Source organism: Shewanella sairae (assembly GCF_023283535.1).
GTDB classification, from domain to species: domain Bacteria; phylum Pseudomonadota; class Gammaproteobacteria; order Enterobacterales; family Shewanellaceae; genus Shewanella; species Shewanella sairae.
On record NZ_JAKILT010000017.1, the window covers coordinates 66940 to 78944 of the forward strand.

Here is a 12005-nt window from a genome sequence, read left to right on the forward strand (position 1 = left end):
GCATTGTGACATTTCATTAAAGTGTCACATTTCTTGAGGTATAGCTGTAGCCCTTGCTAGCACTGGCTTAGCCAAAAACTGTTATCGATAATTAAATATTTTCCGCTTGGTTTACCTTTTACTGAAATAAAAGTGCAACAAATCATCTTCATTATGGCGCTCGTCCAAACCAATAACCAAGACGAATAACGTCAAAAGGATTAAATGATGAACGTTTTTTGTAAAACTCTACTAGCTTCAGCGCTTGCGACAGCAACACTTTCTTCTGCTTACGCTGCCGATCCGCTAACTGTATACGGCAAGCTAAATGTTACTGCACAGTCTAACGATGAAGGCGATGAGTCAACGACAACAATCCAATCTAATGCTTCTCGTTTTGGTGTGAAAGGTGCTTTTGAATTAAGCAGTTCTTTAGAAGCGTTTTACACCGTTGAATATGAAGTTGATACCGGTGATGACGCTAAAGAAAACTTTAAGGCACGCAATCAATTTGTAGGCCTTAGAGGCAACTTTGGTGCATTTTCTGTTGGTCGTAACGATACAATGCTTAAAGTTTCACAAGGCAAGGTTGATCAATTCAATGACCTGTCAGGTGACTTAAAGAACCTATTTAAAGGTGAAAACCGTATTGAGCAAACAGCAACGTATATCACTCCATCATTTAGTGGATTTAAAGTGGGTGTGACTTATGCTGCTGAAGGCGCTAAGTCTCAGTACACACAAGATGGTTTCAGTGTTGCTGCTATGTATGGTGATTCAGGTCTAAAGAAATCACCAATCTACGCATCGGTTGCTTATGACTCTGACGTTAAAGGTTATGAAGTTGTACGTGCAACCGTTCAGGGTAAAATCGCAGGCTTTAAGCTAGGTGGTATGTACCAGCAAGAGGAGAAAACATACGGCGATGATGGTGTTGCTACAGTAGGAGCTGAAAGTAAATCAGGTTACCTACTAAGTGCTGCATACCAGATTGATGCGATTGTATTGAAAGCGCAGTTCCAGGATATGGAAGATAAAGGGGACTCTTGGTCAGTAGGTGGTGACTATAAGTTAGGTAAGCCAACTAAATTATTTGCTTTCTACACGAGCCGTTCTTATGAAAACATCGATAACGATGATAGCTACTTTGGTGTAGGACTTGAACACAAGTTCTAAAAGGTAAAGTATAAATATGAAAGGGGCTTAGGCCCCTTTTTTGATCGTATGTAGGGCTGAGTGGCGCAGAGTGTCATCGTTAGTTATATAGCGTTATCTTGCATTGTGATGATTGTCGTAAATGCACTAAACATGAGTTCACTTTATTAAGTGAAAAATAAAACGGATATAAGCTAAAAATAATATTTATGACAAAAATAACGCTTAATGTGGCAAAATATCTGGGTGTTTAATATTAATGTCATAAAAGTGACCAATAATAGTATCGTAGAAATTCACTGATAGAAGATCGATTATGACTGCAAGGATTTTGATAGTTGAAGATGAGTTAGCTATTCGCGAGATGCTAACTTTTGTATTGGAACAGCATGGTTACACGACCGTTGCTGCAGAGGATTACGACTCAGCATTAGACATGCTTACTGAACCGTACCCTGATCTTGTTTTGCTCGATTGGATGTTTCCAGGCGGCAGCGGCATCCAATTAGCTAAACGTTTGCGTCAGGACGAATTCACTCGTCATATTCCTATTATCATGTTAACGGCTCGTGGCGAAGAAGAAGATAAAGTGAGAGGCCTAGAAGTTGGCGCCGATGACTTTATTACTAAACCATTTTCTCCTAAAGAGTTAGTCGCACGCATTAAAGCGGTAATGCGACGCAGTGCGCCGACTTGTTTAGAAGATCTAATTGATGTGCAAGGGTTGCAGTTAGACCCTGTTAGTCATCGAGTGACAGTTGGTGATGAAGTGTTAGATATGGGGCCTACAGAGTTTCGATTACTGCATTTCTTTATGACTCATCAAGAACGTGTTTATAGCCGAGAGCAGCTGCTTGATAATGTTTGGGGCACTAATGTTTATGTTGAAGACCGTACGGTTGACGTACATATTCGACGTCTTAGAAAAGCGGTGACTCAATCAGGACATGACCGCTTAATTCAAACTGTCCGCGGCGCCGGCTACCGCTTCTCTACCAGACTTTAGTATGGGCACAAGGTCACTTTTGCGTTACCTTGTGCCAAGTCCTCCTATATGGTCGTAATATTGGTTAAATATGTTTGATTCATATTCTGGTTACCGTCTAATTTCACGGCTGGTAATTTACTTAAGCCTATGTTTGTTGGCTGGGTTATTAGTTGGTGAAGTCGTTTGGGTACTCTTTCTCGGTTCGCTCTCCCTGTTAGTTTGGCATTACCGCCAGCTATCACGGTTAAATTTTTGGTTGTGGCATGATCGCCGCCTTACACCACCTAATGGCAGTGGCAGTTGGGAAGGGGTGTTTAACGGTATTTATCGATTACAGGGCAAAAATCGTAAGCGCGTGTCGCAACTTGCCTTTCTATTGGGTCGCTTCCGACAAGGGGCCGAAGCACTGCCTGATGCTGCGGTGGTGCTGGATTCTGAACACAATATTTTATGGTGTAATAAGTTAGCGCAGCTATTACTTGGTTTTGTTTGGCCGCAAGATAATGGTCAACGCATTGATAACCTTATTCGCCATCCAGATTTCTCTGCCTACTTGAAACAAAAAGAGTACCAAGAGCCGTTAGAGCTGGCATCGCCGCAGTCGGACGGTCATATTCTTGAGATCCGGATCATGGGTTACGGTGCAGGGCAGTTGCTGTTGATTGCACGTGATATTACTCGTATCCGACAGCTAGAAGGTATGCGCAAAGAGTTTGTGGCTAACGTTTCTCACGAACTCAAAACGCCGTTAACTGTGTTGCAAGGTTATTTGGAAATGATGCAGTCAATGGCGGAGCCTGATTCGCCCAATATCCGCGCAATGGAGCAGATGCAGCAACAAACAACCCGTATGCGCTCTATGGTGGAGCAATTATTGGCATTGTCGCGGATTGAAGATGCCAGTGATGTCAATTTAGAAGTTAAAGTAAGCATGGCGCAGATGATGGACATCTTGCGTGACGAAGCGTTAGCGTTGGCACAAGAGCAGTATGATGTGAGTTTTTATTGTGAACCTGGCTTAGATGTTTACGGCAACGAACTTCAGTTGAGGAGTGTGTGCTCTAACCTGATCTCGAATGCGATTCGTTATACAGAGCCCGGCGGCAAGATAGAAGTAAGTTGGCGTAAGATAGCCTCTGGCGGCTTATTTAGCGTTAAAGATAATGGTGAAGGCATTGCGCCGCAGCATATAGGTCGCTTAACCGAGCGCTTTTATCGAGTTGATAGTGCACGTTCGCGCCAAAGTGGTGGTACCGGCTTAGGTTTAGCAATTACTAAGCACGCGCTTAACCACCATCAAAGTGAGCTGAATATTGCCAGTCAGCTAGGTAAGGGCAGCACTTTTAGCTTTATTATTCCGCCTAACCTGATTGAGTTTAATCAACAGGATGGTGATTAATAAGCGGTAGTTTTGCTTAGCGTTAAAATAAATGTCACATAAAACAGGCTTTTGCCTGTTTTTTTATAAATAATACCAATCAGTATAAAGATTTGGTCGCTCAGCGAGAATTTAGCGCTTCTGAGGCAAGGCTGCGAGTGAAGAGCATAGTTGTTCTACGGTTAAGCTCGTTAACGGAGCATCAGAACCGCTAAAACTCGCCATTCTGGAGCGTTTTTGGCTGCCTACTTCTACGTTGAACAGCCTCACAAGGGAATAACCATTCTTTCATCTATTCGCCTTGAATTAGTTGCCAAAAACGCTCTGAGTAGATCAACTTCTTATACTGATTGGTATAAATGTAAAATAAACCGGCTTGTCATCGAAGTGTCACTTAGGAGTAATAGACTTGTCATCATTGGAGTCAATACTGACAACGTTTTAAGAAACTAAGATAGCTAAACACTGGAGCAAAGAATGAAACTGAAACAACTTGTTGGCGCGGTAAGCTTTACTGCAGCGACTGTATTTTCTGCAGCATCAATGGCTGCAATCGACCAGTCTTTACCAACTTACGAAAAGACTAGCGGCGTGTCAGGTAACTTATCTTCTGTTGGCTCAGATACATTAGCTAATATGATGACGCTGTGGGCTGAAGACTTTAAACAGCTATATCCAAACGTAAATATTCAAATTCAAGCTGCGGGTTCTTCTACTGCGCCACCAGCATTAACTGAAGGTACATCTCAGTTCGGTCCAATGAGCCGCAAGATGAAGCCTAACGAAGTTGAAGCATTCGAAAAGCATTACGGTTATCAGCCAACAGCGATTCGTGTTGCAATCGATGCTCTTGCTGTATTTGTGCATAAAGATAACCCAATTGAAGGTATGAGCATCGAGCAGATCGATGGCATCTTCTCTTCTACTGATAAGTGTGGCGGCGGCGATATTACCCGTTGGGGGCAAACAGGTCTTGACGGTAACTGGGCTGCAAAAGATATCCAGCTTTACGGTCGTAACTCTGTATCAGGTACTTACGGTTACTTTAAAAAGAAAGCACTTTGTAAAGGTGATTTCAAAGCCAACGTAAACGAGCAGCCAGGTTCAGCGTCAGTGGTTCAGTCTGTATCTCAATCACTAAACGCCATTGGTTACTCAGGAATTGGTTACAAGACTGCTGGTGTTAAAGCGGTTGCAATCTCTAAGAAAGGTACTAACTACGTTGCTGCTACAGCTGAAAATGCTGCAACAGGTAAGTACCCACTATCACGTTACCTATATGTATACGTGAATAAGCACCCAAATAAAGAGTTAGCGCCAATGGATCGTGAATTCATCCGTTACGTGTTATCTATGCAGGGTCAGAAGATTGTTGAAAAAGACGGTTACGTAGCACTGCCACGTAGCGTTATTGCAAAAGATCTAGAAAAAGCAGGTATTCGCCTTTAAGCGAACAGACTTTGCAAATGAAAAAGGCCTCTAATTAGAGGCCTTTTTAATGGTTGTAATTCGTATAAACAAGCTATTTATTAGCTGCTTTAAGCGCCTTTAACCAAGCATCAAACTCTGCATCCATTGAGGTTCCCCAGCTAGCAAGCAGTGCTTGATAACGTGGGTAATCACCAGTTCGGGTAAAGCCAAGCATGCTATCGACTTTGTCTTTATGGTTCTCAATCATAAAGCGCACCGCTAAATAACCCCAGCGATAAACTCTGTCTGTACCGCCGTTTTTTTCATAGCTAGTGTTGAATATATCGCTGAGCACATAGCTTTGTTTATTGCCGATTAATGCAATGGCTTTAGGATTGTTATTGCCCACTGAGATGTATTCTGCAACACCTTCACTCCACCATACCGTATGTGGGTAAAGCGGCGCCGGTTTTGGGCAGTATTCTGGACCACTGTGTGAGTCGTGCAGTGACAGACAAAAGTCACCATAAAGGTTAAATCGGCCGTCAAGGTAGTGCACATATTCATGGGCTAGGTTCCACACTTGGCCTTTTTTTTCATAGGCAACGAATTCTGCTTGATTGCCTTCCTTTCCGGGTAAACCCTCTAAGTACATGCCGCCATTGTCGCTAGGTACATCAAAGTGTTGGGTGACATATTCAACGTAATCCTCACGGGAGTGATAGACATTCGCGCGCATGCTGTGATTATTGTCGTGAGCAACGGGCTTATTGAGCGTACCAAACAGCTGGTGGAAATTAGCCTCTTGCTTTTGCAGTAGCTGGCAGGCGTCGCTTATCTGTTTTTTGGTTAGTGCTTGTGAGCGAATAATGATGGTGTCGCTGCAGGCGTGGCTTTGGCTGAGCACAGCGTCAATATTGGCTTTAGGCTCAGCTTGTGCAGCAAAGGGCAATGCCATAATAAGCGCTAAAGGCAATAGGGTATGTTTATTTTTCATGAGGGTTTCTCTGATTTGTTATTTTGCATACAATATTCACAAGTGTTTCATTTAGCTGTAATGATGTCAAACTGGGCTTTTATTCCCAATAAATGGCGCTAAAATGCAACAAATTAATCAGTGACTTAAAAAAGGATATGCCGTGTTAAAGCAATGGGATAATAATCATGACTACCACTCGTTTGCCAATAGCGATGAGATTAAAGTTAACCACCTTTCGTTATCACTGACGACAAATTTCGAGACGAAGCAACTTGCTGGACTAGTCGAGTTAACACTCGAGTATATAAACTCTCACGCCACTGAGTTATGGCTTGATACCCGTGATTTAACGATTACGGCGGTTTACTCTGCCGCTGGCGAGGCGCTTGAATATTGTCTCGATAAGCAAAATGACACCTTAGGTCAACGGCTCAATATTCAACTGGCAACAGCGACGACACATGTCGTGATCCATTATCACACCTCGCCGCAAGCTCAAGGTCTGCAGTGGTTAACACCAGAGCAAACCAGTGGCAAACAACTGCCTTTTTTGTTTAGCCAGTCGCAGCCAATTAATGCGCGAAGCTGGATCCCTTTGCAAGATACACCTAAGGCGAGAATCAGCTTTGACGCGGTTATAAATGTGCCTCAAGGTATGCGTGCAGTCATGAGCGCAATGAATGATGCAAGCGCAGAGCTTAATGGGGTATTTACATTTACCATGGAAAAACCCATGCCGACTCATTTGCTGGCGGTCGCAGTTGGGGATATTGCTTTTGGTGAATTAGGGGCTCGTACCGGCGTTTATGCCGAGCCTGAGGTGCTCGCGGCGGCTGTGGCAGAGTTTGAAGATACTGAGAGCATGGTTGAAGTGGCAGAGTCTTTACTTGGGCCATATCAATGGGGGCGATATGACATGCTGGTTTTGCCACCGAGCTTTCCCTTCGGCGGCATGGAAAATCCACGTCTGGCGTTTATGACACCAACATTAATCGCGGGTGATAAGAGCTTAGTTTCAACGGTTGCCCACGAGCTTGCTCATTCGTGGACTGGGAATTTAGTCAGTAACGCAACTTGGCGTGATTTATGGCTAAACGAGGGGTTTACCACTTATTTCACCAATCGCATTGTGGAAGCTGTCTACGGCAAAGAGTTAGCTGAGCTTGAAGTGGTACTTGAAAATGGTCGCTTGCAAGAAGCTATTTTAACCACACCTATCGCGCAGCAGACATTGCCAGCTAACATGCAAGATCAAGATCCTAACCAAGCTTTTAATCGCTTTACTTACGATAAAGCGTCGATGTTTGTGCATGACTTAGAAAAGCGTTTAGGTCGTGAGGCTTTCGATAAGTTCTTATTTGATTATGTACAGGCATTTGCGTTTGAAGCCATCACCACTGAAACCTTTGTTGATTATGCTAAACAAACCTTGTTAAAGCTGCACAGCGATAAAATCACTGAAACAGAGCTATTACTGTGGGTTTATGGCGAAGGTATGCCGAGCGGGTTTATTGCGCCAACTTCAACGAGCTTAGCGAAGGTCACTATGGCGCTACGAGCGTTTGATGATGGCGCGTCAGCAAGCAGCTTAATGACTCAAGGTTGGCGAGTACACCATTGGCAATATTTCTTAACTAACTTACCAGAGCAAGTTTCTCATCAAGCATTAGATGATTTAGACAAAGTGTTTGGTTTCACTCAATCTACTAATGCCGAAATCGCCTGTGCTTGGTTTAGAGTGGCAATTCGTAATTGCTATCAAAGCGTGCTGCCCTATGTAGAAGCTTATCTTATTAAAATTGGTCGTGGTAAGTTTGTTAAGCCACTCTATTCTGAGTTAATGAGTGCGGGATTTGCGGTTGATGCCAAGCAAATTTACGCTAAAGCACGTGAGGGGTACCATCCGTCAATAGCAGTCATGCTGGATCAGCAATTATTGAAGTAGTGTAAATTAACAACGCTAGCCTATTTAGGGTTGGAATTATTGGCAAAAAGGCAAAAAGGCAAAAAAAATGGCAACCCAATGGATTGCCATAAAAATATCTAACTCGGGATAAACTTTGTGCGCTAGCTAAAAGTTTATTCCGAAGGACAAACCTAGTAGGAATGCCAAGGGAATGATGATGAACAATGAAACTAAGCTAACAAGCTTTAAGGTTAAACCAAGATGACGAGTTAACGGTCATTTTCATTTAACGAGAATCGGTTCATATAGTCAGAGTGGTAATTTGTCCTTTAGTTCCCAAAACTTAGCAATAAAAGTGAAATTATTTTTAGTGCGTAAATAATCCTTCTTAAATACAACAGTTTAAGCTGTTACTTGGTTTTACTTTAAATCCAGAACCAAATTGAAACTCCAGTCATCATTAACGCTTAGACGCTGGCGAAGGTATAACAACTTCTAGGTTATCTAGGCCTATCGACTAAGGTTTGCTCTGTGACATCTAAGTTGTTGCTGAAAGTGGTTACAGAAAAGCTCAAGCCGTTACGCAGCAAGTGCTCGCTTTGAAGTTTAAAGGTAAAAAAATGGCAACCCAATGGGTTGCCATAAAAATATCTAAATCGAAATAAACTTTGTGCGCTAGCTAAAAGTTTGTTCCGAAGGACAAACCTAGTAGGAATGCCAAGGGAATGATGATGAACAATGAAACTAAGCTAACAAGCTTTAAGGTTAAACCAAGATGACGAGTTAACGGTCATGTTCATTTAACGAGAATCGGTTCATATAGTCAGAGTGGTTATTTATCCGTTAGTTCCCAAAACTTAGCAATAAAAGTGAAATTATTTTTAGTGCGTAAATAATCCGTCTTAAATACAACAGCTTAAGTTTTTACTTGGTTTTACTTTAAATCCAGAACCAAATGAAACTCCTGTCATCATTAACGCTTAGACGCTGGCGAAGGTATAGCAACTTCTAGGTTATCTAGGCCTGTTGACTAAGGTTTGCTCTGTGACATCTAAGTTGTTGCTGAAAGTGGTTACAGCAAAGCTCAAGCCGTTACGCAGCAAGTGCTCGCTTTGAAGTTTAAAGGTAAAAAAAATGGCAACCCAATGGGTTGCCATAAAAATATCTAAATCGGAATAAACTTTATGCGCTAGCTGAAAGCTTATTCCGAAGGGCAAACTGAATCGGAATGCCAATGGAATGATGATGAACAATGAAACTAAGCTAACTAGCTTTAAGGTTAAGGCAATATTTAAGTGTTCGAAGCTTATATATTCACTTAACGAGAATCGGTTCATATAATCAGAGTCGTAGAATGTGGAATAGTTCCTCAAATGGGAAAATTATTTATCGATTTTTTTATAATCAACGTAACACATTGTTTTAATTGTAGAGATAATTTCAATTTGTAAGGTTATTTTTCAGGTGTTTTTTGCTGCCACTCAGGTCTAGTTATGTAGCGTTAGCTTAATAGTGCTCATTGTTGATGTAATGAAATCAAGCTGGTGTTTTGGAGGCAAAAAAAATGGCAACCTAAAATAGGTGGCCATAAGAGTACGGTTCAAAGGTAGCATTTATGCGCTAGCTAAATGGTTACTTTGTAAGGCAAACCCAAAGTGGGAATTGCCAAGGAGAATGATGATGAACAATGAAACTAGCCACTAAGGCTTAGGTTAAACGCATATCTAGTATTTTAAATATCCGCTTAACGAGAATCGGCTCATATAATCAGAGTCGTAAAATTTTGGTTAGTTCCCAAAAGGTGCAATTTTTTTACTTTTAATTTTCACCTTTATTTTACGTGTTTGTTTTTATTGTTTTTTTATATGTAAGAAAAACTATGCTTATCGTCGGCGTTTACATAAGAAACTGGGCAGATAATCTCAAGGGGGATTAGTGGGTTTGCATTGGTTATGGCTGAATGAAATGTGTCTTGGCGGGTGATAACGTTGCAATGAGAAAACTAGAACTAAAACCACTAAAGCCAAAACTAAAGCTAATAATTGCTTGGGTCTTTTAGCTTTTATCGCGGTAGGCGATAAATCGTCGCCCGGCTATTTATTTAGGGTGTTTAGGTTGCCGATTTGACATAAAAAAAAGGCAACCCAATGGGTTGCCCAATAGATCTACTTTGAGATCAAGGGGGCCGCGCTAGAAGCCCCAGGGAGAATGATGAACACAAAAATCTCAATGTTCACAAATTTAGAGGTGTTAATTGAGTATAAGTTCAATAAATATCCGAATATTTTGTTTTTATTTTTAGTTAAATTCATAACTCGCTGGTTTTTCAGCATTAAAGTAAGGTTAAAATGTCTTTCTCTAATGCCATTGGCTTAGTCGTCGGGGCGTAACGTTTAACGGGGTTGCCCTGACGATCGACTAAAAACTTGGTAAAGTTCCACTTAATCTTTTCTGAGCCCAATAAGCCTTTAGCTGAATGTTTCAAGTAAGCATATAAGGGGAGGGTGTTGCTGCCGTTGACGTCTATTTTTTCAAATAACGGAAAAGTCACGCCAAAATTCAGTTCACAAAATTGGCTAATTGCTTGGCTATCGCCTTTTTCTTGAGCGCCAAATTGATTACATGGAAAGCCTAAAATCACTAGTCCCTGCGCTTGATATTTTTGGTTTAGAGCCTCTAAGTCTTTATATTGCGGTGTAAAACCGCATTCACTCGCAGTATTAACAATCAGGACTACTTTATCTTTATAGTCGGCAAGTGACACTTGCTTTCCTTGAATGTTATTGGCTGAAAAGTCATAAATTGATGTTGTCATTTTTATCCCCTTATTATGATAACTAATACTCTAGCGGTATTTTGTTCGGCGGTATAATTTATTTAAGTATAAAAGGGGATTATTGCCGAGGTAAGGAATTCTGCTCTGGTAAACGTTTATGAAAAGGGCGTGTGGTTGTTTTGCCTTAATCCCTTATTCACAAGTATCGATAAAGAATTACTGGGAGCTATTGCCTAACGTCGGTTGGAAGCTTCTGTACACAGCTGTTGCAGCTTGGTTTTTTCTGTTGGCTGAATGTTTTCATGCTGTCAGTGTTTGTTTAAATGCACCATTACAACTTAGGTTTATCTCAAAATGCATTGTTACTTTGTGTATGCTTGCCAAAAGTTAACTAAGCTCAACGTTTCAGGATCACCAATGACAGCTAAAACCTTAATGGCAACACTTGTTTTAAGTGCTTTGTCTATCAATGCTAACGCCACTGACTTCACCTTCGGTTTAAATGATGATGTGATTTCAACTGAATTACAGTTTGATGTAAATAAAGACGTCAATGCATCGCTAGAGTACTTATATGCGGATAAGGGCGGTCAGATGCTATCTGGCGCTATGCATATTGCACATGATGCTGGTATACACCATTTTGAGCTAGGAGCTAAATTTTCGCAGGTTTGGTCAGATAGAAGCGCTAATGGCAACCTTGTTGGGATTGGCGGCCGTTATGCTCTGCAAATGGGATCAAATGTATCTTTGCATGCATCAGGCTATTATTCTCCTTCTGTACTGTCTTTTGGCGATATTGATGGTTCGTGGCAGGTAGACAGCAAAGTTCAATATGCACTAAACCCTTCTTTAGCTTTATTTGTTGGTTACCGAAATATTCGCTTGCAGTATGATAACGCACCAAACACAACATTAGATGCAAGTTTCTACCTAGGAGCAAAAGCTTCGTTTTAATCTTTAATAGCTGAGTTACTCTATTAACCTCCCGATTTTGTTGTTGAAAGTGATCACTTGATGATTAAAAGTGGTCGCTTAAAACGCCTTTCATAATCGCCTTCTTATTTTCGGTCCTTAACCCATAACTAATTAACCAAGCTCATTATTGAACTGGGTTAGCTTTATTGTGTTTAAACGCTGAGCTTAATAGCCACTTTGTTGGTTAAATTGATTGGTCTTTTGCAATTTTGTAGAATGATGTGAATTTTATGTGCTATCACCTTGTGGTAGTACCGAGCACAAGATGATACGAAATAGGTAATGCGGTTAATGCAAATAAAAATAATAACGCTATTACTGCTGTGTTTCTCCTTTTTGGGAGCCAGTAAATTTAGCTATGCTCAACTGTAGTGGTCAAGTAAAACTGGACACGGACTTGTACGTATTCCAAAATCTTCGTTCAGATTCATTTGGGGTCAAGCCGCCATTATAACT

8 protein-coding genes are annotated in these 12005 nt (G+C 41.3%); 6 read left to right on the forward strand and 2 right to left on the reverse strand.

The window, feature by feature from the left end; translation table 11 throughout:
* Positions 1-204 precede the first annotated feature (204 nt).
* The 4 genes from L2748_RS09545 to L2748_RS09560 all read left to right on the forward strand — a co-directional run bounded on the left by L2748_RS09545 (position 205) and on the right by L2748_RS09560 (position 4949).
* A complete protein-coding gene (locus L2748_RS09545) occupies positions 205-1155 on the forward strand; it encodes a porin (protein ID WP_220783023.1) in 951 nt (316 codons plus the stop codon).
* A 295-nt stretch (positions 1156-1450) separates the two neighbouring features.
* Entirely contained in the window at positions 1451-2140 is a 690-nt protein-coding gene (gene phoB, locus L2748_RS09550) for a phosphate regulon transcriptional regulator PhoB (protein WP_220783024.1), read from the forward strand.
* A 70-nt stretch (positions 2141-2210) separates the two neighbouring features.
* Positions 2211-3521 (forward strand): phosphate regulon sensor histidine kinase PhoR, encoded by a 1311-nt coding sequence (gene phoR, locus L2748_RS09555; RefSeq protein ID WP_220783025.1) that lies wholly within the window; start codon positions 2211-2213, stop codon positions 3519-3521.
* A 456-nt stretch (positions 3522-3977) separates the two neighbouring features.
* On the forward strand, positions 3978-4949 hold the full coding sequence (locus tag L2748_RS09560; protein WP_220783318.1) for a PstS family phosphate ABC transporter substrate-binding protein: 972 nt from the start codon (positions 3978-3980) through the stop codon (positions 4947-4949).
* Between the two features lie 73 nt (positions 4950-5022).
* Here the strand turns inward: L2748_RS09560 and L2748_RS09565 are convergent, their stop codons facing one another.
* The gene (locus L2748_RS09565) at positions 5023-5907 is read right to left on the reverse strand and encodes a collagenase (protein ID WP_220783317.1); all 885 of its coding nucleotides are present in this window, start codon (positions 5905-5907) and stop codon (positions 5023-5025) included.
* Between the two features lie 142 nt (positions 5908-6049).
* On the opposite strand from L2748_RS09565, the gene L2748_RS09570 reads away from it, so the two are divergent.
* Positions 6050-7834: a M1 family metallopeptidase gene (locus L2748_RS09570; protein WP_220783316.1), complete on the forward strand. Its 1785-nt coding sequence runs from the start codon at positions 6050-6052 to the stop codon at positions 7832-7834.
* A 2293-nt stretch (positions 7835-10127) separates the two neighbouring features.
* Here the strand turns inward: L2748_RS09570 and L2748_RS09575 are convergent.
* Positions 10128-10610 (reverse strand): glutathione peroxidase, encoded by a 483-nt coding sequence (locus L2748_RS09575; RefSeq protein ID WP_248957687.1) that lies wholly within the window; start codon positions 10608-10610, stop codon positions 10128-10130.
* Between the two features lie 378 nt (positions 10611-10988).
* On the opposite strand from L2748_RS09575, the gene L2748_RS09580 reads away from it, so the two are divergent.
* Positions 10989-11528, forward strand: a complete 540-nt coding sequence (locus L2748_RS09580) for a YfaZ family outer membrane protein (RefSeq protein ID WP_220783616.1) — start codon at positions 10989-10991, stop codon at positions 11526-11528.
* The last annotated feature ends 477 nt before the right edge of the window (positions 11529-12005 follow it).

Excerpts from the sequence above, each read along its gene's own strand:
- L2748_RS09545 (WP_220783023.1), top strand. The coding sequence starts at position 205 with ATGATGAACGTTTTTTGTAAAACTCTACTAGCTTCAGCGCTTGCGACA.
- phoB (WP_220783024.1), top strand. The coding sequence starts at position 1,451 with ATGACTGCAAGGATTTTGATAGTTGAAGATGAGTTAGCTATTCGCGAG.
- phoR (WP_220783025.1), top strand. The coding sequence starts at position 2,211 with ATGTTTGATTCATATTCTGGTTACCGTCTAATTTCACGGCTGGTAATT.
- L2748_RS09560 (WP_220783318.1), top strand. The coding sequence starts at position 3,978 with ATGAAACTGAAACAACTTGTTGGCGCGGTAAGCTTTACTGCAGCGACT.
- L2748_RS09565 (WP_220783317.1), bottom strand. The coding sequence starts at position 5,907 with ATGAAAAATAAACATACCCTATTGCCTTTAGCGCTTATTATGGCATTG.
- L2748_RS09575 (WP_248957687.1), bottom strand. The coding sequence starts at position 10,610 with ATGACAACATCAATTTATGACTTTTCAGCCAATAACATTCAAGGAAAG.
- L2748_RS09580 (WP_220783616.1), top strand. The coding sequence starts at position 10,989 with ATGACAGCTAAAACCTTAATGGCAACACTTGTTTTAAGTGCTTTGTCT.